Genomic DNA, 23,652 nt, shown 5'->3' on the forward strand with positions numbered 1-23,652 from the left:
CGGTCATGCCGAATAAAGTAGCAGTGGTGACCGGTGGCAGTCGTGGCATCGGTCGGGCGATTGTCCAGACCCTGGCCGGGGCGGGTTATCAGATCGCGTTCAGTTACGTACGCGATGAAGTCGCGGCGATGGCCTTGCGCGATGAGGTTCAGGCGTCGGGGATCGATTGCCTGGCGTTGCAGTGCGATGTCAGCAGCGGCGACAGCATCAAGGCGTTTTTCGAGCGGGTCGATCAGCATTTTCAACGTATCGATCTATTGGTCAATAACGCCGGCATCACCCGCGATGGTTTGCTGGCGACGATGTCAGCGCGCGACCTGGTCGAGGTGATCCAGACCAACCTGATCGGCACGATGCTCTGCTGTCAGCAGGTGGTGCCGGGCATGTTGCGCCAGCGTAGCGGTTGCATCGTCAACATCAGTTCGGTGGCGGCACAGAAGCCCGGCAAAGGCCAAAGCAACTATGCCGCTGCCAAGGGCGGGGTCGAATCCTTGACCCGTGCCTTGGCGGTGGAGCTGGCGCCGCGCAACATTCGCGTCAACGCGGTCGCCCCGGGCATCGTCAAGACCGAGATGAGTACGGCGCTGATCGGCAGTCAGGAAGAAGAAATCCAGTCGCGTCTACTGATCAAACGCTACGCCGAACCGGAGGAAATTGCCGAAGCGGTGCTGTACCTCGCTGATCGCGGTTTGTACCTGACCGGGGAGGTCCTGTCGGTCAACGGCGGGTTGAAAATGCCATGAGCCGGACCATTCTGATCACCGGTGCGGCCAAAGGCATCGGCCGCGCGGTTGCCGAGAACTTTGCCGCCGACGCCGACAATCGCTTGATCCTGCTGGATCTCGATCTGGCCGAATTGCAGCGCTGGGTCGACGAGCGACAGGAGCAGATCAAGGCGCGGGTCGAAACCCATGCGGCGAACATTGCCGACCTGCCGGCCATGCAAGCGTTCTTTAAAACCCTCGGATCGCAAGTCGAATACGTCGATGTGCTGGTCAACAGCGCCGGCATCTGCAACGAGAACGAGCCGGAAGACCTGCACAACTGGCACAAGGTGATTTCGGTCAACCTCAACGGCACGTTCTACGTGACCTCGCTGTGTCTGGCGCTGATGCCGGACCGTGGGCGAATCATCAACATGTCGTCGATCCTCGGCCGTGCCGGCAAGGTGCGCAACACCGCGTATTGCGCCTCCAAGCACGGCATCGTCGGCATGACCAAGGCGCTGGCGCTGGATCTCGCTTCGCGGCAGATCACCGTCAACGCGATTCTGCCGGCGTGGATCGATACGCCGATGTTGCAGGGTGAGTTGGCGACGCAAGCGGCGATTGCCGGGTTGACCCAGGAGCAGATCGTGCGCAACGCGAAGAAGAAACTGCCGATGCGCCGTTTCATCCAGAGCGAAGAAGTGGCGGCGATGGTGCGTTACCTGGCCAGCCCCGAGGCTGGCGGGGTCACCGCGCAGAGTCTGGTGATCGATGGCGGTGTCGGGTTGGGAATGTAGCGATGCCTCGATTTCACAACAGTCACATCGTGGGTGCGGTGTGGGCGTGCATGGCTGCGCCCGGCGCGATGGCCGAATTGACCGTCGCTGATCTCAAGCCCGATTACGCCGACGGTGAAGTCGGCGTGGCCACGGCCGTGCGTCTGCACGGTGACGATCAGGTCACGCAGAAAGCCGTGTATTTCAAGGCCAATCTGGAAGACAACTGGGAGGGTGGTTACTACAAGGCCAAGGGCCGCGTGCGTTATGACGCGCGCTATGACGGCAACAATCCGTACAGCGAGCGGGCGCGGGACAAGTACCGTTTCGACGCCGATTGGCGGCACCTCTACGTCGGCCATTCGCTGGGTGACGGAGAGGTGACGGTGGGCTGGCAGCAAGTAGTCTGGGGCCGCGCGGATGAATTGCGCGTGCTCGATCAGATCAACCCGCTGGACTATCGCGATGGCCTGACGCCGCTGCTCGAAGACAGCCGCATCGCCGTGCCCATGGTGCGTTTTGCGCAACCGGTGGGCGAGTGGGAACTGGAGGCGCTGTGGATCACTGACTTCGTGAAAAACCGGGCGCCGGTAGAGGGCAGTGAATTTGCCGCGCCACTGTTTGCTACGCCGGACCCGCAGTATTTCCTGCTCGATTCCAAACCCGGCTATGACGGCGACAAGGGCTATTCCTATGGCTTGAGCGCCAATGGCCGGATCGGCGCGGTGGACACCAGTTTTGTTGCCTTGAGCGCGCGTCAGCAGGACCCGGTGTACGCGGTCGAAGGCCTCGCCGACGACGGTCGAACGCGGCTGGAACGGCAGTTTCCCCGATACACCATGGGCGGTGCCGGGCTGGCGATCGACGCCGGGCACAGCATCGTGGTGCGCAGCGAGGTGGCGTATTTCGACAACTGGCGAGTGACCAATCCGACCCGCGCCTACGGTGCCGACAGCACGCCGATGGTCAAGTCGCTGCTGGGTGTCGACTACCTGTTGCGCGACTGGCTGATCTCCGCGCAGTGGCAGGAGCAGGTGTTGCTCGACTGGCAGGACGGCATGTTGCAGGACAAACACGAACCGCTGTTCACCCTGTCAGCCGAAGGCACTCATTGGCAGGACCGCCTCAAGAGTCGTCTGGTGGTCGCTGGCTCACCGCCGTTTCAGGACGACGCCTTGTTGCAAGGCATCTTCACCTACAAGCCGGTCGACTACATCAAGCTCGGGCTGGAGGTGGACGTGTTCTTCGGCAAGCCCGAGAAGACTTTCGGCGAGTACAGCAAGCGCGATCAAGTGCGGCTGTCGGCCGGTTATCTGTTCTGACCCATCACGCCTGCCGCTCTTGCGCGCAGGTGCATTCATCCAACGAAAAGGAAGTTGTCATGTTGCCGTTTTTGAAAAGTCTGACCGCCGCCGCATTGATCCTCGGTAGCGCCTGCGCCAATGCCGCCGAGGCTGGCAATGCCGATGAGATCATCCGTCAGGTACGCGATCGCAATGACGGGAACAGCTTCATGTCCCAGGTTTCGCTGATCCTGCATGACAAAAAAGGCAATACCCGCGTTCGCGAGTTCACCTACCTGCAAAAGGATTACCCGGACAGCGACAAGTTCAGCATGTACTTTTCCGCACCGACTGACGTGCGTGACGTTGCCTTCCACATCGAAAACCCGCACGAAACCCTCGGCCTGGAAGACAGCCAGTGGATGTACCTGCCGGTCAGCCGCCAGACCCGCCGCATCTCCACCACCGACAAGCGTGGCTCGTTCATGGGCAGTGAGTATTCGTACGCCGATCTGGACAAGATTCGCGTCAAGGACTACTCGCAGAAACTCGTCGGCGAAGAACAGATCAAGGGCCGCGACTGCTACGTGATCGAGCGCGAACCCGCCTCCCCCGAAGTGCTGGCCAAGACCGGTTACAACAAGCTGAAGGTGTGGATCGACAAGCAGAATTTCCTGGTCATGCGTCAGGACTTCTTCGACGTCAAAGGTGTGCTGATCAAGCAGATGCGCACGCAGAAAGTCGCGACCATCGATTCGATCGACAGCATTGTGCTCAGTGAAACCGAGCACTTCATCGACGGCACGCGTTCGGAAATGCGCTTCAACCAGTTGCAATACAACGTTTCTCTGGAAGACCGCCTCTTCACCCAGACCGCCATCAAACGCGGGCTGAAAACCGGTGATCTGCCGGACTTTGCCGTGTCTGCCCGCTAAGCGCCGACCCCGACGACCTGGAACCGCATGATCATGGAAAGATATCTGAATTTCGTCGAGCGCTATGCGCGGGCGATTGTTTTCCTGCTGGTGGCGATTACGGCGTATTTCACTTATACGCTGGGCGCGCTGGTGTCCGACACCAACCCTTATCTGCTCAAGGAAAGCCACCCGGCGCGCAAGACCATCATCGATTTGCAGGGTGAGTTCACCGGCACGTTCGACTCGGTGATGGTGGCGCTGAACAACCCGCAAACGGTGTTCAACAAATCAACACTCAACGCGTTGTTTTCGATGTCGCAGTCGGTGCGCAAGATGATCCTGGCCAACGATGCCGACAAGGAGCAGTTGGCGCAGATCGTCGCCCGGCATCCAGACGACAGCCGTGCGCAGTTGTTGACCCGGGACATTCTCGAGGGTGGTTTTTCGCAGAACGATTACGCCAACGCCAAGGCATTGCGTGATCATGCTCAGAGCCAGAACTGGGATTCCCACGATCAGCTGTTCCTGACCTTTCTCGCCGAACGGATCAATCCGATTCGCGAAATGGCCTCGATGGGCGATCTGGAAAACATCGTCCTGACCGACGACGGCGAACTGTTGATCCACAAAACCCTGAATGCCTATGACATGGACCCGGCGCTGGTCGAGTCGCAGATCATGGGTAACGAGTTGATGGTCGACGGGGTGGTGTCCAAAGACAAGAAAGTCGCGATGCTGGTGGCCGAACTCGGCACCAAGCAGGACGACGCTCAGGCGCAACTGCGGGCTTATCAGATCGTGCGCGGCATCGTCGCGCAGTATCAGGCCGAGCACCCGGAGTACAAGGACGAAATCTTCATTGCCGGCATGCCGATCTTCATCGCCGCGCAGCAGGAAATCATCGATCACGACTTGGCCGTGCTGTTCCCGATCGTGTTTCTGCTGATTACCTTGCTGCTGATTTTCTTCTTCCGCAAACCGCTGGGCGTGCTGCTGCCGCTGTTCAACATTCTGTTCTGCACCATCTGGACCTTGGGCCTGATGGCGCTGTTGCGGGTGCCGTTCGACCTGCTGACCAGTGTGCTGCCGGTGTTCCTGTTCACCATTTGCTGCTCGGACGCCATCCACGTGATGGCCGAATATTACGAGCAGAAAAACGCCGGCAAGAGCAATCGTGAGGCCAACCGCGAAACCCAGCGCTTGATGGTGGTGCCGGTGGTGTTGACGACCGTGACGACCATCGCCACGTTCATGATTTCCACCACCAACAACATTGTCAGCATCCGCAATTTCGGCGTGTTCATGTCGATCGGCCTGACGGCGGCGCTGATTATTTCGCTGTTGCTGATTCCGGCGTGGATCTCCATCTGGGGCAAGGATCAGCCGCAGCAGGCCAAGGCTGAGGTGCACAAGGAATCGATCATCTCGCGGTATCTGGTCGCGTTCTGTGCCTGGATGATCCGCTTTCGCAAACCGATCCTGATGGTCATGCTGCCGCTGCTGGCGCTGGCCACCGTGTTCACCTTCCGCGTCGATATCGAAGACTCCGGCATTGCTTACTTCAAGCCTGAGAGCCACATTCGTGTGTCCGATCAGTTCATCAACCACGCCAAAGTGGCGGGCACGGCGCCGGGCTGGATCGCGATCGACAGCAAAGAACCACGCGGCGTGCTGACCACCGAAGTGGTGCAGTTCATCGACAAGCTCGACCACTTCATCAAGCAGCAACCGAACGTCAGTTACGGCTACTCGCTGGCCACCTACGTCAAGCGCATGAACCTGGTGCTCAACGACATGAACCCGGAATATCTGCGGGTACCGAGTGCCGTGGAGAAGGTGACATCAGTCAATGACGACGGGCAGGTCGAGCGTTTTGAAGTGCCGGGCAATTCGCTGATCGAGCAGCACGTGATGCTGTTCGAAAACGGTGGTGGTTCGGACCTGAACAACGTGCTCAACGCCGATTTCTCCAAGGCCTTGACCCTGTACACCATGACCTCGTCGGTCGCCAGCGACTATCAGGGCATGCTCGATCGCCTCGATGCCTGGTTGCTGGTGAACAAACCGGCGAACCTGGAGGTGACCCACGCGGGCACGCCGTTGATCTGGACGGGCGTTCTGCAGGAAATCACTCAGGGCCAGGTGCTGAGTTTTTCCCTGGCCTTGCTGGTCGTCACGCTGATGATGATGTACTGGCTCAAATCGGTGCGCCTCGGGGTGCTCGGCATGCTGACCTTGCTGACCACGTCGGTGACGGTCTACGGCTTCATGTTCCTGTTCGGTATCGAGCTGAACATCGGCACGACGCTGGTGACGTTCCTGGTGGTCGGGGTGGTGGATTACGCGGTGCACCTGCTGTCACGCATCAAGTTGCTGGTGCAGCAAGGCATTGAAATCGACGCGGCCATTTTGCAGGCGATGCACAGCGTTGGTCGTTCGACGGTGATCAACGTGGTGATCTTCTCCGTGGGTTTCATGGCGCTGCTGTTTTCCGACTTCAAGCCGATTGTCGATCTCGGCGCACTGGTGGCGATGGCGCTGTTTTCCAGCGGGGTCATGACCATTGTCCTGGTGACGCTGGTATCGCCGTGGTTCTTTGCAGCGATTGCGCCGGTGCATGCGCCGGCCCCAGCAGTGCGCACAGAGGGGGAGCCGGTGCCGGGTTGATTCGCCAACGCGCGGGCGCGCCTGCCCTGAGACGGCAGGCGAGTCTGGTCATGCGGCGCAGCAGGGTTTTCAGTTCAGTGTATTGACCGGGTTTTTTTCGCCATAACGGGCGATGCGTTCGAACTGACATTCCTGGCGGGCGTCGTTGAGGTTGTGTTCAAACGCCTCGAGGCCATCATGCAATTGCTGCAAATCGCCGATCTGGGTTACCAGTTCGGCTTTTTTTTCGGCGATGGCTCTTTGTGCCATGTCCCACGGGAATTCGTCGCCGCGGTAGTTGTTGAGGATCACCTGCAGCTCTTTGAGCTTGAAGCCCAGTTGCTGGGCGCACTTGATGAACGTCAACACTTCGACACTTTGCTGGCTGTAGATGCGGTATTTGCCTTCACGCTTGGGCTCGGGCAACAGGCCGATTTCTTCGTAATGGCGAATGCTTTTGACTGTGGTGCCCGACAGCTGGGCGGCTTTGCCGATATACATAAAGGTCCGTCTCGATGGTCAAACATAGCTAGCGCGATCAGGCGTCATGCCGGATCGGCGGCGATTATATGTCCAATACCATCTGAAAATTGCAACTGCGCGTAAATGACGTGCACAGGCGACGGACGGGCGCGTGAAGGGGAGCCCGAAGAGGCACTGACGGCGGCTTGTGCGCCGTCAGCTGAGGCGGCTGGAAAGCCTTAGACGGCGGCGGTCACGCGCGCCTGTTCCAGCCAGGCATCGCGCTGGTTTGGCTTGGAGCCGAGGATCGGCCCGAAGGTCAGCGTCTTCAGTGGCTTGATGCCGCAGAATTCCAGCGTGGTCTTGCGCATCTGATGCAGCCCGGGCATGCCATAAATCCATTTGTAGTACCAGTACGGCGTGTCCATGGTCACCAGCAAATGCGCGGTGCGGCCCTTGAGCAGCTTGTCGGGGAAGGCTTTGCCTTCGCGGTATTTGAAGGCGAAACCCGGCAGGAAAATCCGGTCGACGAAGCCTTTCAACAGTGCCGGAATCCCGCCCCACCAGATCGGATAGACAAATGTCAGGTGCTCGGCCCAGGTGATATCGGCCTGCGCTTGCAGCAGGTCCGGCTCCAGTGGCTGCACCTTGTTGTAGCCTTCGTGCAGGACCGGGTCGAACTCCAGCGCATCCAGACGCAGCAACCGCACGTCATGCCCGGCGTCTTTGGCGGCCTGAACATAGGTTTCACTCAATGCCCCGCAAAAGCTGTCGGTGGAGGGGTGACCCAGTATCACGAGCATTCGTTTGCTCATTGTGTGTACTCCTGAAATGAAGCGCACAGGATAGAGTCTGCCCCTAGCGGTAGAGTCAAGGCGCCAGCGCATCAAACAAGGCCCGGGCGTAACCGGGCAGGTGGTCGAAGTCGCGTGCGCACAGTTGCAAGGTGCGATGCGCCCAGACTTCGTCCAGCGGCCGGCACGTTACCGAGTGCACCGCCGCCCAGCGCTCGATGGCCACCTTGGGCACGATGGCCAGCCCCGCACCTCGCGCCACCATGCGCATGACGCCCTCGAAGCCATCGGCGCGGATCCGGATCGACATGCGCTGGCCGATGTGCAGCGCTTGTTCCTCCAGGTGAATCGCCAGCGCGCTGTGGCTGCCAAGCGCTACGTAGTCGTGCGCCAGGGTTTCACCAAACGTCAGCGACGGCCGACTCGCCAGAGCATGGTCAGGGGGCAGGATCAGTACCAATGGATCGTCGCGAAAGGGCCGGGTTTGCAGGCCATGGGTGTCGACCGCATCGGAGACGATCCCGAGGTCCGCCGCGCCTTGGCGCAAGGCGTGGGTGATGCGCGCGCTGGGCAGTTCCTGCAAGTCGATGTCGAGATTGGGATGATCGCGCAGGAAGTCCGCGAGTACTTCCGGCAGGTATTCGGTGATCGCGGTCGTGTTGCACAGCAAGCGCACCTGACCTTTGACGCCTTGGGCATAGTCGGCCAGATCCTGCTGCAGGCGTTCGGCTTGTTGCAGAAGGATGCGCGCATGCTGGGCGAGGGCTTTGCCGGCCGGTGTCGGCGTGACGCCACGGCGGCCGCGCTCGAGAAAATCGGTGCCAAGTGAGGCTTCCATGGCACGGATCCTGGCGCTGGCGGCGGCCAGGGATAAATGGCTGCGGGCGGCGCCGGCGGTGATGTTGCCGGTGTCGAGGATGTGCAGGTAGAGGCGCAGGTCGGTGAGGTCGAAGTGCATGATTGGCAGCCTCTGGTTTTTGTGGTGTCTGGGCTGGCCCCATCGCTGGCAAGCCAGCTCCCACAGGTTTCAGTGTTGATCTCAAAATGTGTGAACAACAAAAAAACTGTGGGAGCTGGCTTGCCAGCGATGAGGCCAACAGCTTCAAAAAAATATCAGCCTCTTGTCAGGAGAGAGGCAGCCTCAGTATATGGCAGATTTTCAGCCAACCCTGACTGGCGCAGAGTAGCGCCATGCACACACTCACAGATTTCTACCAACACCTCGACCTGGCCCTGTCTATGCTGGTCATCGCGACCTTCATCCTCGCAGGCCTGATCAAAGGCGTGATCGGCCTCGGCCTGCCGACCGTTGCCATGGGGCTGCTCGGTCTGGCTATGGCGCCGTCGCAGGCAGCCGCGTTGCTGATCATCCCGGCCACCCTGACCAATGTCTGGCAACTGGCATTCGGCGGTCATCTGAAAGGATTGATCAAACGCCTGTGGCCGATGTTGCTGATGATCTTCTTCGGCACCGCAATCGGCACGTTATCGATCGGTATGGCGGGCGGGCATTGGCTGGTGCGCGGGTTGGGCGCGGCGCTGGTGCTCTATGCGTTGAGTGGCTTGTTTCTGCCAACGCTGAGCATAAATCCGCGCCATGAAGGTTGGCTCGGCCCGGTGTGCGGGTTGATCACCGGCGTCATCACCTCGGCCACCGGCGTCTTCGTGATTCCGGCGGTGCCGTACCTGCAAGCGCTGGGCTTGAGTCGCGATCAACTGGTGCAGGCGCTGGGCCTGTCATTCACCGTTTCGACGTTGGCACTGGTCGCTGGATTGCTCTGGCGTGGTGCCCTCGGTGGCGGCGAACTGGGTGCTTCTCTGCTGGCGCTGATCCCGGCCATTCTCGGCATGTTGCTTGGCCAATGGTTGCGCGAACGCATCAGCGCGGTGCTGTTCAAGCGGGTGTTCTTTGTCGGTCTGGGCGCGCTCGGCGCCCATTTGTTGATCAGCGGTTAGCCGAGGCTTCGCTGAGCATCTCGATCTGGCGGATATCAAAATCACGCTCCAGATAATCCATGCGCCGTTCAAAAAACGCCCTCATGTGCGGCAGATTCGAATGCACATCCAAGTGCGCCTGCGACGCCCAGATCTCGTAGAAGATAAACAGCGACGGATCTTCCTTGTCGCGCAGCATGTGGTACTCGATGCAGCCCGGCTCCGCGCGGCTCGGCTCAATGTAAGCGCGAAACAGCGCTTCAAACGCCTCGGCTTTTTCCGGGCGGGTCTTGGCGTGCAGGATAAAACCCTGGCGTTCAATCATCGCAGCAACTCCTCAAATTCTGATGGCCGCAAATGCTATGGCAACAATCGGCATTCAATTCGTGCTTTTTGATCAAATGTATTTTGCGCAAAACCGGCTTATTCCGCGCGAGGCGGATCGTTAATCTGCCGCCATTCCCATTTCTCTTCTCCACCCAGCCCAATGGCTGCGCCGAGGCTTTCTCATGAAAAAAGTGCTGTTGCTCAATGGCGGTAAAAAATTTGCTCACTCCGACGGTCGCTACAACACCACCCTGCACGAGGCTGCACTGAGCGTGCTCGATCGCGGCGGTGTCGACGTCAAAACCACCTTCATCGACGAGGGCTACGACGCTGCCGAAGAGGTGGCGAAATTTCTCTGGGCCGACGTGATCATTTATCAGATGCCGGGCTGGTGGATGGGCGCGCCATGGACGGTGAAAAAGTACCTCGACGAAGTCTTCACCGAAGGCCACGGCAGCCTCTACGCCAGCGATGGCCGCACCCGTTCCGACGCCTCGCAGAAGTACGGCAGCGGTGGTCTGATTCAGGGCAAGCAATACATGCTGTCGCTGACCTGGAATGCACCGCAGCAAGCGTTCGATGACCCGACTGACTTCTTTGAAGCCAAAGGCGTGGATGCGGTGTACTTCCCGTTTCACAAGGCCAATGAATTTTTGGGCATGACCGGGTTGCCGACCTTTTTGTGTGTGGACGTGATGAAGCGGCCGAACATTGAGGCTGATGTGGCGCGTTATGAGCAGCATTTGACCGAGGTGTTTGCTCTCAAGGCCTGAATGGTTTCGGGCTACTATCGGTGGTAACAGCAAAAGATCGCAGCCTGCGGCAGCTCCTACAGCGCGTTGCAGTCATCTGCGATCTTGGCGATTTCAAAGAGGACACCCGTGAAAGCCAGATCCGATGAGTTGCAGATTTTCGTCTGCGTGATCGAATGCGGTTCGATTTCCGCCGCCGCCGAACAGGTCGGGCAGACGCCGTCGGCGGTCAGTCGCACGTTGTCGAAGCTGGAAGCCAAGCTCGACACTACACTGATCAACCGCACCACGCGGCGCATGGATCTGACCGAAGAGGGCAAGTATTTCTTCGAACAGGCCAAGCTGATTCTCGATCAGATGGATCAACTCGAAGAACGCCTGTCCTCGCGCCAGCAAACGCCGTCCGGGCGCTTGCGGATCAATGCCGCATCGCCGTTCATGCTCCACGCGGTGGTCCCGTATATCGACGAATTCCGCCGGCTCTATCCGGACATCCAGCTCGAACTCAACAGCAACGACCTGATCATTGACCTGCTGGAACAAAGCACCGACGTCGCCATCCGCATCGGCACTCTCGCCGATTCGACGCTGCACGCGCGCTCGCTCGGTTGCAGTCCGCTGCTGATCGTCGCCAGCCCGGCCTATCTGGAAAAGCACGGCGCGCCGCAGCAAGTCGCCGACCTGAGCGAACACACCTTGCTCGGCTTCACCCAGAACGAAGGCCTCAACCAATGGCCGCTGCGCTACGTGCACGGTGACCGCTGGCCGATCACCCCGGCAATCAGCGCCTCCAGCGGCGAGACCGTGCGCCATCTGGCGCTGGAAGGGCAGGGCATCGCTTGCCTGTCGCACTTCATGACCATCGATGACATTCGGGCCGGGCGCCTGAAAGTCCTGCTCGGTGAATTCAACAGCGGTTATCGCCAACCGATCAACGCCGTGTACTACCGTAACTCGCAACTGGCGCTGCGCATTCAGTGCTTCCTCGATTTTATCCAGAGCAAACTCGCCGCCTACGCCAGCGCTGATTTCAAGGGCTGATTCGTGACCTCTGCGCAAGAGTGAATTGGGCGGGGGCGGGTTTTTCCCTTCGGCTCGCGGGCCGATACTCGTCCCATCACTTACTCACGCAGGGAGTTAATTCATGAACGTATTCGTCACCGGCGCTGCCGGATTTATCGGCGGTTCGATCGCTACCGGTCTGGTTCAGGCCGGGCATCAAGTCACCGGACTGGTGCGCAGCGCCGAGCAGGCTGCTGAGTTGAAAGCGCTTGGCATCACCCCGGTCATCGGCACTCTTGATGACAAAGCACTGCTCGTCGAACAGGCCCGCGCTGCGGATGCGGTGATCAACGCCGCCAGCAGCGACCATCGCGGTGCGGTCGAAGCGCTGCTCGATGCCTTGCGCGGTTCCAATAAAGTATTCCTGCACACCAGCGGTTCGAGCATCGTCGGCGATGCCTCGGGCGGCAAGTCCAGCGATGTCATCTACTTTGAGGACAACCTGCCAGAACCGACCGTCGACAAGGCCGCACGTGTGGCCATCGACAACCTGATCCTTGCAGCAGCGAAGGACGGCGTGAACTCCGCCGTCATCTGCAACACGCTGATCTACGGCCATAGCCTGGGCGTCAATCGCGACAGCGTGCAGTTGCCGCGACTACTCAAGCAAGCACGCAAAAGTGACGTGGTGCGCCATGTCGGCACAGGCCAGAACATCTGGTCCAACGTGCACATCGAAGACGTCGTCGCCCTGTATCTGCTGGCGCTGACCAAGAACGTTCCGGGTACTTTCTACTTCGTTGAAAGCGGTGAAGCATCGTTCATCGACATGACCACCGCCATGGCCGAAGCCCTGAACCTAGGTCAACCAAAAGACTGGCCGTTGAAAGACGCTGAAGCCGAATGGGGCTACGAAATGGCCAACTATGGCCTCGGCTCCAACAGCCGCGTACGCGGCAAACACGCCCGCGAACTGCTGGGCTGGGTGCCGAAGCGTACGTCGGTGGTGGAATGGATTCGTAAAGAGATGGTATGAGCGGCTCCTCTGACGCTGTAAGTCGTATCGGGCAGAGTAATCTGCCCGATGCTGCTCAGACGCCTGCGCCATGGTATGAACCGGTACAGGACGCTCAGGCATTAACCAGATATAAGCCTTCGGCGAGAGCCCTCGGCATGGCGCCCTAACGGCAGGATGCCGGTAGCAACAGTGACCGTGTCAGGGATGATGCCAGTGCAGTTGCCACAGGCAGGGAAGGCCTGATTGAGTCCAGGTTTAGTCAGTTTGTGTACAAAAACGACGGTGTCCGACAACGCATTCCTGAAGCCTATCGAATCGAACTTACCTTTATCATCGAGAGGCAATTTATTGGCAATGTCGTTGATGGTCTGCACGTCAGCATGCAAGCCGGCAACGCCTGCGCGGATCGGAAATTCGGAATGTGCCCGAACATGATTCATGATCAGTTTCATTGTTTCGGGATGCAGAAATACCCCGTTGCGTCTGTATTCTTCACGCAGGCCCTTCTTGAATCGTCTTCTCGACGCCACGGTATACGTACCCAAATCACCCGGGGGCAGAAAGTCACTGTCTATCCTGTCTTCCTTCTTCTTCTTGGCGCCTTCCATAGTTGGAACTTGAAATTCCCGGTATCTTTCTGTCGGGTACGAGTTAATGCCTAGAAAGACATCTTTTCCCGCTGGGCTGCCTTGAAAGTTATGGAAGGTGGTCATCTCTGAAGAACCGCTGCGCATGACGTAACTGGCATGTGCGATGTACTGTTTCAGAGTTTTTCCGCTGGGCGGGCCAGGGTCAGACTCGGACCGCTTTTGCGCTTTTCTCCTGGGTTTGCCTTTAGCCTTGGGCTCGGGCATGGCATTTTCGGCTGGCGTGCCGGTCAGCCACCGGGTTTTTGTCGAGAACCTGCCGTAGGAAGTGTTCGGTTGATCTATCAAATGAGCGAAAGGGGCTCTTGCAATCGCGCTGGCTGGAATGTCCAGATGGTTCAACGATTCGTACTTCTGCAAGCCGCCCTGATCGCTATATCTGATCGGGTTGTTGCCCACCATGCAAAACAGGTTCAAGCCATCGACGGTTCCGGCTGGGTCCGCGCTGATCCAGCGTTGCAACCAAGGGGCGTAGTAGCGGTGTCCGTAGTAATACAGGCCGCTGCTGTCGCGTTCCTTGCCCGAGTGGCGCACCGTTGTGTATTGCGCCTCGATTGCTGACCGCGCGGCGCTCCAGGCCGTGCCTCCAAAAGGGTAGTACGCTTCCTGGCTGATCAGATTTGCGTCGTCATCAAGTTCCAGCATGCAAGATCCACAGGGTTCGTCCAGGCTATAGCGCAGTTGCTGGCGGGAGCCCATGGCTGCAGGTTTGCCCTCAGTCCAGTGCAGATAACGGATGTTGCATCGACCGGCCTGCAGAGTAATGACTTCCAGACGCTGCTTGTTCTGCGAACGCAATTCCAGTCCCGGCAGATAAACCACCTCATCGCGATGGGTGAGCGTCCCGCCGTGAAACGTGCGGGATTTGCGCACCCGCTGACCGCTGCCATCATAGGTGTAGCGTTCCTCGTCATTGGCGCCGTTGGCACGGCTGACCAGTGTCACGCCAGCCAATTGGTTCAAGGCATTCCATTGCAGCGGCTGACCGGGCTGCAAGGTCAGCAGATTTCCATGGACATCCCAGCCCATGGCCGTGTCGGTGGCCGGATCGCTCTGGTTCCAGGCAACAAGACGATTGCTGTCTTCGGCAATGTGCAGGTTTCTCGTGTATTGATTGCCATCGCGAACATGGCGCAAGGTCGTCAGATTGCCGCCCGTGTCGTAAGAAAATTGCTGGGTGTAGTTGAACAACTCTCCGACCGCAATGGTCATGCTGGCAGCGGGCACCAGTTTCGGCTGGGTGATTGCTGCCTGTGCCTCGCGGCCGGTGGCGCTGGTCAATTGGTAAAGGCTGTCATACGTGAAGCGGCTGACGGCCTGTACCTGTTGATTGTTCGCGAAGCTGGCGGGCTGGGCCTTGTCGGCAATGGACAAGACGTTGCCCACTGCGTCGAAGACATACTGCAAATCCTGCAGGACCCGGCCAGCCTTCGAGGCACTCAGCTCACAGAGACGACCGCTGGCCATATCGTACTTCGCGCGGTTGATCACGCCGTTTGCGGCCCGTTGGGACTGGATCTGCCCAAACGCGTTGTACTCGATGTCGCTGATGATCACGCGTTCGGCGGGCTGGTCGGCGATCTTCAGGTGCAGCGTTTTGAGCTGCCCGGCGACATTGAAGCTGTAGCGTTGGGTGTGGCCTTTCGCATCGGTTTGTTCGAGCATCGTACCGCTGCTGTCGTACTGCCAATGTGTGGTATGGCGTCGATCCTCAAGCAGGGCGTCACGTTTTTCGACGGTGTCTGGCCAGTCGGGCAATTGTGCAGCGATTAACAGTTGCCGTGTTTGGTCGGACGGTTCTCCGCACAGCGCATAGGCATTGCTCGACAACGTGCCCGCACTGTCATCGTGACGCACCAGTCGGGCGCAGCAATTGCGCTGTGCCGAGTCGACAGAGCTGTCGCCATAGGTAAAGCGTTCGGCAACGCGCATGGCTTGACCGGGCGATTGTTCATCGACCCTCACCGGGCGTAACTGGCGATCATATTCCATGTTCCAGAGGTTGCCGCGTTGATCCCAACGCCTGCCAGGCTGGCCGGTGGCCTGAGCCAGTGACAGGCTCCATCCGGAATCGACACAAACCACGCCCAATGGCGTGCCGGCCAGCGAGTAGGACATCGTGCGATTAGGCACGAGTTTTCGTGCGTCCTGTCTGGCATCCCACTGCTCGATCAGGTGTCCGGCAGTGTCGTAGGTATGCCGCGTGACCCTGGGGGTTGCGGGTACCTCCGATTCACTGCTGCGGTAATAAGCGATGTGGCGCACCATCAGTCCACGGCTGTCGATGACGCTGACGTCAGGTGTCTTGTTGTGCAGGCGGGCGCTCATGCTTGCACTCCTTTCGAGGTGGCGGACATGACTTCTTCAAGGGTGTCGTTCTCGTCTTCCATGACTGAATACCAAGGGTGATAACGGTGGCGACGCAGGTATGAAATCGCGCCCTGTTTTGCCAGAAATGTTTCGGTCGGTCTGCCCAGTGCGTCGTAATGCTGGAGGTCGTAATGGTCCAGTGTGCGCATCGACGTGTCCTTGACGTAGCAGTGACGATCGGCGAAGTACGGTCGATAGATGCGGATTGGCAGGCCCTTGTTGTTGTATTCCTGCCTGCCGGTGACGCACCAGCGTGTGGTGGTGGCGCTTTCGTGCGCGACGTCGTTAACGAGGACGAGTCTGTTGTCGTCGCCGACGAGGTATGCCAGTCCCGGATCGACCTTTTGTTTGCTTTGCAACTCCCGCCCGAAGCCATCAAGGCAGCTCAGGGAAATATGGATCTGCTGCTGATCGTCGGGATAACGGTCCGCACTCAACAAGGCTGTGTGCACGGGCTCGCGATGTGCCTGCTGAATCAGTGCTGCAAGTTGTTGCGCATCACCGCTCAGCCGAGCGCCACTGGCGGCAAGTTCGCGGGCGCGTGTGCAGATGTGGCCGTCGGGTAACAGAAGACCTTGTGCTACGCAGCGCTTCAGCCATTCGATATCGCGCCGTGCGTTTTCTTTAATGCGGCCCATCCAGCTGAACACATCGTAGGCGGCGACACTTGCAGCTTTCTGCAGTGCGCCCTGCGGATCGGCAATTGCGCTCGACGGTGTGAGCGAGTCCGGTCGTCGGTAGCTGCTCAGCCTGGCGAATCCGACCGGTCGGCCCTGCTCGGTTCCATGCACACTGCTGGCCAGTACCTGACCGAAAGGGTTCATCAGCACTTCATTGATGTTGCCATTGGCGTCGGTGATTTGCGTTGGTGCCATGACACGGTAATCGTATCTGGCCTGGGTGGTGCAGCCATCCTCCTGACGAATGGCGAGCACACAGCAGTGATACGCATCATGCTCTACGGTCACCCGACTCTGGAGTGCGGTGGCTTGCAGGGACTCAGGTTTATGGAAGCCTTTTCCTGAGGCCACGGTCACGAAGCCGCTCTTGACCGACCAGAACGTGTTTTGCGCCCCGGCGGGCGCGAGCCAGTCGCTCATGCGCTCATAGCCAAAACGGCTCAGCAACGCGTCGTCTGGCCGAAGATCGGGCGCCAGGGTATCGAAGGCACGCAGGGCTGATTGATCAAATTCAGCTGTTTCGACGTAGGCGCCAATGCCGGCGAATTCAGCCACGCCGTCGGGCAATACCAGGCCGCTCCGGGCGTTTTGATAGCGTTGTACAGACAATCCGGTCAACACTCCCGTCTTCGCAACGCCAGAGTCGACAAGCCATTTCGCGAACTTTTCGTAATTGATGTCACTTGGGTTCAACCCATCGACTGCCGTTGACTTACCTGCTTCGTATGCCTGGCTGCGCTGGCGCCATGGCAGGCCGAGACGCCAGCCCTGATCATCGCTGAGATGAATGTATTCGGCACAGTGCTCACTGATGTAGAAGCGCTGTTGCGCCGGGTCATGGGCGTCTTTCCACCAGTCGCTTTCATGGACTTGATCGAAGGGGGCGGTGTCACTGGCGGTCAGGCGTCGCGCGTAATGGATCTGGAAACTCTGCTCTACGGCACCGAACCGGTCCCGGCGGGCATTGATCGTGTGCAGGCATTGCGGATCTGCAACGAAGCCGTCGTAGTTGTAATTAATCGATTCGAGTTCCAGAGGCAGTACACGGACGTGGTTTCGCGCAACCTGTTGTGGTGTCAGCAGGCGCACGTGATAACGGTGTTCTTCAACCTGCAGCAGCTTGCGCAATTTCGACCCTGCGCCGAGATCAAAGACCTCGCGCCGCAACAGGCGCCCGCACAGGGCCCTGGCAATCGCCCGGCGGGTGGCTTCATCGGTCGCTTCGACGGCGAGGTCTTTTGCGTCCTGATACCGACTCACATAGACATTGCCCAAGGGGCGCGCGTGTTTGTCGGATATGTCGTAGCCGCGGCGAGATGGCTCGCTTGGCTGGCCGGTATGAAACCACTGGCGGGTTCTGCTCGGCGGCATGAGGTCGGCACTGGACAAGCGTTCGCTGCTGCTTTCGATCAGCAGCCCAAATCCGCGCAGTTGCCGCTCCTTGCTGTCGTAGTAGCCCTGGCGATAGTTGAAGCGTTGAGTCAGCTGATTTTCAGTGATTTCATCCCGTTGCGTCTGACTCCTGACCAGATGCAAGGCAAAGGGCAAGTGGCAGGTCAGGTCGACCTTTTTCCCCTTCAGGCGCTCGGTTTTTTCGTCCAGCCATTCCTGCGCGGAACTGCGGTAAACAATGCTCGTGGACTGCCCCATGTTGTTGTTTGAGGTGGTCAGCAGGTAGGGCTTGTGCGGGACGAAGTCATAGCGCCAGTGATGTGGGGAGTTTCGGGGCGCATGGAGCACCAGGCTGGAGCAGCCCAGACCACGGGTGTCGACCAGATCGACACGGCACAGATCGTCGAAGCGCCAAGTCTCGGGCCAGGTCAACGTCACTGCTGAATCGAAGCCGTGGCCGGCGCGATTGACGAAAATCATCGCGTGTTCAGCTGTCAGGTAAATCAGGTCTGCGGCGCCCGAACCGTCCAGATCCGCAAGACGAATGCGCGAAGCGTCGAAAGTTTCGCGCGCTAGACCGGGCCAGGTTAAAACCCGGCCCGTGCCAAAACGCCCGCGACCAAGGTTCGGCCACACCTTGATTTCATCGTGACGGATGCGCACCAGATGCTGCTGGCCGCTGCCAAGCAGATCGCTGAACGCGACCAGCTCCTGCTTCGAGTCGCTGAAAATCGGAAGGTTATCTTCGTCATCGGAGCGGGCGACTTCATGTGCAGCGCTGAACCCGTCACTCCTCTGGTTGGCGTACAGCCGGACGCTGCGTGGCCCGATCATTGCCAGATCGGCCAAGCCTTCGCCGCATCAGATCGGCCTGAAGGGCCTTGTTGTTGAAGAAGTCCAGAGGAAACGCATTGAAAGCGTTGAAGTCGGTCCACGACCGATTCGGCGACATGGAGAAAAAACCGCTCATGGCCGGTTGCGCAATGACCCAGTCCAGACGCCCGTCGCCGGTCAGGTCGGACAGCGATTGCCGGGATGCATTGTTCAGCGTTGGCAGGGCGGGCAGAAGCTGCCCTTCGCCGTACACGACGTGGTCGGTGTTCGGCTTGCCGCGTAACGGCTCACGGTAACGCCAGTGGTCTTGGTGTCGGTAGAGCAACCCTGGCAAGCCTTCGCCATACAGGTCGACCCACTCCATGCGGTGGCTCTCGACCGTGGGCATCTGGCTGAAGGATGTCCAGGCAGAGGCCGATGGTTGCGAATTGAATTCGCTGTAGCTGAATTCAACAGGCGGATGGCTTTCGGGCTCGGGCGCCGCGTCGAATGCCTGCTGATGAGCGGCTGACAGCAAATGGTAACCCGCCTCGGTTTGCTGATAGTCGAGCAGCAGGCGCCTGACTAGCTGCGGGTCGTCTCCCAGTTCGGTGGGGAACCAATGGAACATCAGAATCTGCCGGCACAAGCGCTTCGTGCGCAACTCAAACCCGTAAGCGTAATTGAGAACTTCATCTTCGCGATGGACTGCATTGCCAGCGACATATCCGGGTTTTTGCGAGTACCCGGTATCGCGTCCGCCGTAGTCCAATACCAGTTCAAAATGCCAGCGCACGGACTCCAGGCGCTTCGGATGCCACAGATACAGGTGTTGCTGAGATTTTTCGTTGCCGTAGCAGACACGGCTCAGATAACGCTGTGCCGTCGCTTTACCAGCAGCAACGTCGGCCTGATATTCATAGTAGATGTGCTCGCCTGAAGCGTTGACGCTTTCTTGCAGCAGCCATTCGCCGACGCGCTGTAGATCCGCAGGGTCGGCCCGTCGTGCAATGGCCTGGCGGCCGAACAGGTGAAGGGTGCCATCGGCGGCATGAACCAGCCAGAAACCGGCGGGGTCATCGTCGGTAGACCAGTGTTCAATCCGGTCGAAAGCGCTTTCCACTCGAGCCAGATAGCGCGTTACCGTGTAGCTTTTTTTCAGATCAAGATTATTGTACTTGTCGTGTCGGCTCGACTGCGCCGGATACCACTCGACGCCGTCCGGGCCGGCAACTTCGTCTTCGCTGGTGTAAGTGGGCGCCCCTTTGCCGGTCACGCGGGTCACTGCCGGTGTCGGCAGATTCCATCCGATGCCGAACACGCCGTTGCCTGCCGAGCTCGAATAACCCAGGGTCATGGCCGGGTCAAACCCGCGCCCCGTCGAGATCGGCAACGCCAACTGGAAACTGGAAGCGCCGGTCGGTCCTACAGGCCCCCAGCCTTTACCCACGCTTTGAATGGCACCACCACCCTTGGGCAGCGCCGGAATATTGATGGAAACGGACTCAGGGCGACTCATTGCTGGCCTCCCGTCGACCTGGCCGTGTAGCTGATGTGAACAAGCACGTCAGTCAGCGAGTCGATGAAAGTCGTTCGCTCTTGTTGATTGGAAAGGCACAGACTCCAACTGGAAATGGCGCCGGTGAATTCGAATGGCAGGTAGCGCTCGTCGTTGAAATTAAGAGTGAACAGGCCGTTATCGTCAACGCCGGTCGACAGCGCGATCATTTCGTTGACCCGTTGGTTTTTCAGGGCTGGCGAGTCCGGTGCGGATGTCAGCTGGACTTCGCTGGAGAGCTGCATCAGGGTCGCCCGAACGTTTTCATACGGCGCGAGAACTGCCGGGAAGGAAACGCTGATGGTTTTGATCCGGCGCAGATAGTGCTTTTTGTAATCCTGCTCGAACAGTTTTTTTGTAAAGGCGAAATTGCACTTGCCCGTGGATTTGAAATCACTCAGGACTTTGCTCCAGTCCTCATTGCTGGCGGCTTTGAGCTGACGCAACGATACCGTTTTGCGAATCTCCAGTTCCCTGCAATTGCGCTGCAAGTAGTCTGCATGCATTTTCATCAAGGCCAGCTTTAGCGGCTCCCCCGGCTCCAAGCCCACGCCGGGAATTTTGCCACGTGCCATGCGGCAGGAAGACTGTGCTGAAATCGGCAATCTCGTACTGCCAGGCTGCCTCGGCGGCCTTGCACAGTACCAGGGTCATGTCGTAAGCCTGACTGTAGATAGGGGCGAGTTGAGTGCCAAGCCACTGATACAACTGTGCCTGGGAGAAGCGCGTGCTGAGGAAGTCGTAGTTGCTCTTGGCCTGGGACAAAGCTGTTTGCGCCTGACGCATCAATAGCTCTGTGGCTTTCTGCTGTTCCTCCAGCGATTTCAACTGGGCGTCGATCTGGGTCAGCTCCAGTGCGGCTTGATCACGCGCAAGTGTCCATTCTTCACGGCGCCGGGTGAATTGTGCCGTACGATCCAGGTGGCTGGCGGCCGTTCGGTCAGCGGCCGCTCCCCCTTGGGCGATGGCGCTCAAGGCATGCAATGCGCCCTCCCAACGCATGCCGCCATTGGCCAGGCCGAAAGTGTTCGGCGCCAGCATCAGGGCACCGGCACCGGCCTGGGAGGCTAAAGCCAGTTGTTCGGCTACACCGCTGCGCAAGTACAACTGACTGGCATTGGTCTCCTCGGCACTGAGGTCCTGTTTGAGCAACGTTTCAAAATGCTCAAACCGCTGCTGCACGATCGCTTTGCCCACCTGCAACGCTTTGAGATTCTGCTGTTCGCCGCGCAATGCCTGTGTCTGTAAGTCAACCGCCAGCGATGCCTGCGCCCAGGCCTGCTGTTGCTGCACTTCCTGAAATTGCGATTGTTCCTGACGCTCGATCAGTGAGAGGAGCGTAAAGCCGAACTGAATCAGACTGTCAACGGCGCTCAACGCCTGTCCATGCATCACATTGAAGCGGTAATGCGGGATTTGCGTCGAGGCAAGGGCCGAAGGCGTGCCGCTCTGGCCACCGGAGTTGGCTGTCAGCAACAGCGTGCGTGGGTCTTGAGGCGATTCGAACAAGCGAACGGACTGGCGTTTACCGGCGATGTCCAGACCATGCCTCAAGTTATACAGGCGACTGTCCACCTGATCCCAACGCTTGAGTAAATCCGGATGGAATGGAATACGCAGATGTTTGATCGCCGGGAGCTGCAGTTGTACCGGGTTTTTTTGCCTGTTCAGATGCAGCGGGACGTTGCCATCCTTCTTGATGAGCTCCTGTTCAAGCTGTTTCATCTCCGTCAGGTCATCGTTTGCCAGTGTCTCAAGTGTGATCGGCTCCCAGAGGTCTTTCCGCCCGTTGATCACCGGGCGATTGCCAAGCAGATGACGCGCTTGCAGATAGAGCGACTTCGCCTGGTTAAGACTCTCGGTTGTCAGGCGGCGATAAGCCTCGTCAGCGCGATTGAGCAGAATGTCGATATAGAGAAAAAACACCGCCTTGCGAAAATGCACGCGATGGCTGAGCGCAATCTGATGCGGGTCGTAGGGGTTTTTATGCGCATAGGAAGGCTCTTCGACAGGATTCAGGGGTTCTGATTTCCAGAGTTGTTGCTGGCCATTGTTATCCTGGCCCCAAGGGTCGAAGAGGTAACTGACCCATTTTATCGCTTCTTCGTAACGGTGCTCGGCATTCAAGCGACTCGCGAGCAGCCATGGGACGTACAAAAACAGTTCTGTGAAGTACTGTCCGTAAGCGCCATGAAAATCCAGCGCCTTATCCCTCGTGTGGGCTGAACCTGGCGCGGACAGTTCGGATGTCGGTGAGTCGAGGTTGAACAGTTCGTCCAGACTGTTTTCCGCGCGGCGAATCATTTCGGCGGCAAAACCGGTGTCGAGACTGATCATGTTCTCATGGGATAGAGTCGTTTCATCCGGTTGAACGGTACGTTTTAATAGTTGCGATGAGTCTTCATCAACGATATCCCAGTAAGTGTTTTCATTGTTTTTCGTCATTACGCGTCGAGGGTTAACGGCCTCTAAAAGGGCCTTCAATTTCTCTGTTTGTGCTTTGGTAAAGGTACTTCTATCCGCTGCTTTAACAAAAAAATTCTTATCGATATGGCCAGTCAGGCTAACGTCACCCAGTGACAGGCCTATTGCGATCTGATTATCTTGTTCATAAGCGTAGATCGAGACACGTTTATTAAAATCCTCGGTTTTTGTGTTCGGGTAACCTTGGAAAAAGCCCTCGAGACATGTTTTTGGCAGGCTCCAGGTGCCGTCGATTTTACGCCACGCATAAATAAGTTTAAGTTGTGGGTTGCTTTGTCCTCTTGTGTTTTTATCCGTAAGCTGGTCAGGATGCTGATGGTGACTCTCTGCCCAGAATACATATAGTCGATTGTTGAACCAAACGGGCCGAATGGTGTGTTGAATGGCATTTTGTGAAATCGGAACATCTGCTTTTTCCCATTGACTCCAGGCTAGAGGATCAGGGCGCTTGAGTTTCTCGGCTCCCTCAGTGGTGAGCCTCACTGGCCGCTGCGACATATCGAGCGAGCGCCAATAATAGCGATCAGCTGAGCGCGATTTGGCCAGCACATAATGAACACCGTTGTCGACGTCATCACCATCGATATAACCATTGAGGATACTCAGGTTCGCCACTTCTTCAAACCGGGTCAGATAACCCAGTATTGCTTTTTGCGCGGTCGCTGAGTCGATCCGTCCCTGTGTCAAATCGTTTTCCAGTTGGCAAAAGTTTTCGCTTTTATCGACCCGCAATGCTGGATCAAGATAAAGCGAAGGGAAATACATCAGTTGCTGGTGGGCTGCCCAAGTCGGGTAATGACTCAAAACATTGTGCCAGTAAGAGCGCTGCTCCTCGCTCTTTGAATAACCGGACGAACCGCGAGTAAAAATCAGTTCGATGTGATGTTGAAGGCTGGAGATGGCAAAGCTGACCGGCGTCGCCGAAACATCGTTGCTGATGAGTGCATCGAGCAAACAGTGATCGTAAAGCGCTTCGGCAGTCTTGACTTCCGTTTTGGGGTTTGCAGACACTTCGAGGTGGAGATAATAAGCTACCTGGGCATCGCGCAGCCCCTCTTCCAACTGCTTTTGAATTTCTATGTTGTTCAC

At 58.3% G+C, this 23,652-nt stretch carries 18 protein-coding genes; 9 read left to right on the forward strand and 9 right to left on the reverse strand.

Going from position 1 to position 23,652, the window contains the following annotated elements:
* Positions 1 to 5: 5 nt before the first annotated feature.
* The 5 genes from ACZZ0A_RS00110 to ACZZ0A_RS00130 are packed head-to-tail and all read left to right on the forward strand — an operon-like array spanning position 6 to position 6,350.
* A complete protein-coding gene (locus tag ACZZ0A_RS00110) occupies positions 6 to 743 on the forward strand; it encodes a 3-oxoacyl-ACP reductase family protein (protein ID WP_007911596.1) in 738 nt (245 codons plus the stop codon).
* Positions 740 to 1,504, forward strand: a complete 765-nt coding sequence (locus ACZZ0A_RS00115) for an SDR family NAD(P)-dependent oxidoreductase (RefSeq protein ID WP_077570926.1) — start codon at positions 740 to 742, stop codon at positions 1,502 to 1,504. Before ACZZ0A_RS00110 ends, ACZZ0A_RS00115 begins: the two co-directional genes overlap by 4 nt.
* A 2-nt stretch (positions 1,505 to 1,506) precedes the next feature.
* Entirely contained in the window at positions 1,507 to 2,805 is a 1,299-nt protein-coding gene (locus tag ACZZ0A_RS00120) for a DUF1302 family protein (protein WP_463542352.1), read from the forward strand.
* Positions 2,806 to 2,864: 59 nt separating this feature from the next.
* On the forward strand, positions 2,865 to 3,701 hold the full coding sequence (locus tag ACZZ0A_RS00125; RefSeq protein ID WP_123375816.1) for an outer membrane lipoprotein-sorting protein: 837 nt from the start codon (positions 2,865 to 2,867) through the stop codon (positions 3,699 to 3,701).
* A gap of 33 nt (positions 3,702 to 3,734) precedes the next feature.
* Complete coding sequence (locus tag ACZZ0A_RS00130; RefSeq protein WP_463542353.1) at positions 3,735 to 6,350, forward strand: efflux RND transporter permease subunit; 2,616 nt, start codon at positions 3,735 to 3,737, stop codon at positions 6,348 to 6,350.
* A gap of 69 nt (positions 6,351 to 6,419) precedes the next feature.
* Here the strand turns inward: ACZZ0A_RS00130 and ACZZ0A_RS00135 are convergent, their stop codons facing one another.
* The 3 genes from ACZZ0A_RS00135 to ACZZ0A_RS00145 all read right to left on the reverse strand — a co-directional run bounded on the left by ACZZ0A_RS00135 (position 6,420) and on the right by ACZZ0A_RS00145 (position 8,543).
* Positions 6,420 to 6,830, reverse strand: coding sequence for a MerR family transcriptional regulator (locus ACZZ0A_RS00135; RefSeq protein WP_034154373.1), 411 nt, complete (start codon positions 6,828 to 6,830; stop codon positions 6,420 to 6,422).
* Positions 6,831 to 7,030: 200 nt separating this feature from the next.
* Positions 7,031 to 7,606 (reverse strand): NAD(P)H-dependent oxidoreductase, encoded by a 576-nt coding sequence (locus tag ACZZ0A_RS00140; RefSeq protein WP_007911589.1) that lies wholly within the window; start codon positions 7,604 to 7,606, stop codon positions 7,031 to 7,033.
* 55 nt (positions 7,607 to 7,661) lie between these two features.
* Complete coding sequence (locus ACZZ0A_RS00145; protein ID WP_463542354.1) at positions 7,662 to 8,543, reverse strand: LysR substrate-binding domain-containing protein; 882 nt, start codon at positions 8,541 to 8,543, stop codon at positions 7,662 to 7,664.
* Between the two features lie 233 nt (positions 8,544 to 8,776).
* On the opposite strand from ACZZ0A_RS00145, the gene ACZZ0A_RS00150 reads away from it, so the two are divergent.
* Positions 8,777 to 9,541, forward strand: a complete 765-nt coding sequence (locus tag ACZZ0A_RS00150; RefSeq protein WP_463542355.1) for a sulfite exporter TauE/SafE family protein — start codon at positions 8,777 to 8,779, stop codon at positions 9,539 to 9,541.
* Here the strand turns inward: ACZZ0A_RS00150 and ACZZ0A_RS00155 are convergent.
* Positions 9,531 to 9,845 (reverse strand): putative quinol monooxygenase, encoded by a 315-nt coding sequence (locus ACZZ0A_RS00155; protein WP_463542356.1) that lies wholly within the window; start codon positions 9,843 to 9,845, stop codon positions 9,531 to 9,533. The genes ACZZ0A_RS00150 and ACZZ0A_RS00155 overlap by 11 nt on opposite strands.
* Positions 9,846 to 10,029: 184 nt before the next feature.
* Between ACZZ0A_RS00155 and mdaB the strand changes: the two genes are divergently transcribed.
* From mdaB to ACZZ0A_RS00170, 3 genes are all read left to right on the forward strand, one after another.
* Entirely contained in the window at positions 10,030 to 10,620 is a 591-nt protein-coding gene (gene mdaB / locus ACZZ0A_RS00160; RefSeq protein ID WP_007911569.1) for an NADPH:quinone oxidoreductase MdaB, read from the forward strand.
* Between the two features lie 108 nt (positions 10,621 to 10,728).
* Positions 10,729 to 11,640: a LysR family transcriptional regulator gene (locus tag ACZZ0A_RS00165; RefSeq protein ID WP_095114184.1), complete on the forward strand. Its 912-nt coding sequence runs from the start codon at positions 10,729 to 10,731 to the stop codon at positions 11,638 to 11,640.
* Between the two features lie 103 nt (positions 11,641 to 11,743).
* On the forward strand, positions 11,744 to 12,637 hold the full coding sequence (locus ACZZ0A_RS00170; RefSeq protein ID WP_007911564.1) for an NAD-dependent epimerase/dehydratase family protein: 894 nt from the start codon (positions 11,744 to 11,746) through the stop codon (positions 12,635 to 12,637).
* A 101-nt stretch (positions 12,638 to 12,738) separates the two neighbouring features.
* On the opposite strand, the gene ACZZ0A_RS00175 is transcribed toward ACZZ0A_RS00170, so the two are convergent.
* Genes ACZZ0A_RS00175 through ACZZ0A_RS00195 form a run of 5 tightly spaced genes read right to left on the reverse strand, consistent with a single transcriptional unit; the run spans position 12,739 to position 23,652 of the window.
* Positions 12,739 to 15,594: an RHS repeat-associated core domain-containing protein gene (locus ACZZ0A_RS00175; RefSeq protein WP_463542357.1), complete on the reverse strand. Its 2,856-nt coding sequence runs from the start codon at positions 15,592 to 15,594 to the stop codon at positions 12,739 to 12,741.
* Positions 15,591 to 18,557 (reverse strand): toxin TcdB middle/C-terminal domain-containing protein, encoded by a 2,967-nt coding sequence (locus tag ACZZ0A_RS00180; RefSeq protein ID WP_463542358.1) that lies wholly within the window; start codon positions 18,555 to 18,557, stop codon positions 15,591 to 15,593. The genes ACZZ0A_RS00175 and ACZZ0A_RS00180 overlap by 4 nt, the downstream gene beginning before the upstream one ends.
* Positions 18,496 to 20,040 (reverse strand): SpvB/TcaC N-terminal domain-containing protein, encoded by a 1,545-nt coding sequence (locus tag ACZZ0A_RS00185; RefSeq protein ID WP_463542359.1) that lies wholly within the window; start codon positions 20,038 to 20,040, stop codon positions 18,496 to 18,498. Before ACZZ0A_RS00185 ends, ACZZ0A_RS00180 begins: the two co-directional genes overlap by 62 nt.
* Positions 20,037 to 20,591, reverse strand: coding sequence for a Tc toxin subunit A-related protein (locus ACZZ0A_RS00190; RefSeq protein WP_463542360.1), 555 nt, complete (start codon positions 20,589 to 20,591; stop codon positions 20,037 to 20,039). Before ACZZ0A_RS00190 ends, ACZZ0A_RS00185 begins: the two co-directional genes overlap by 4 nt.
* Positions 20,497 to 23,652, reverse strand: coding sequence for a neuraminidase-like domain-containing protein (locus ACZZ0A_RS00195; protein WP_463542361.1), 3,156 nt, complete (start codon positions 23,650 to 23,652; stop codon positions 20,497 to 20,499). Before ACZZ0A_RS00195 ends, ACZZ0A_RS00190 begins: the two co-directional genes overlap by 95 nt.

The sequence above is a fragment of the Pseudomonas sp. AC242 genome (assembly GCF_979258655.1).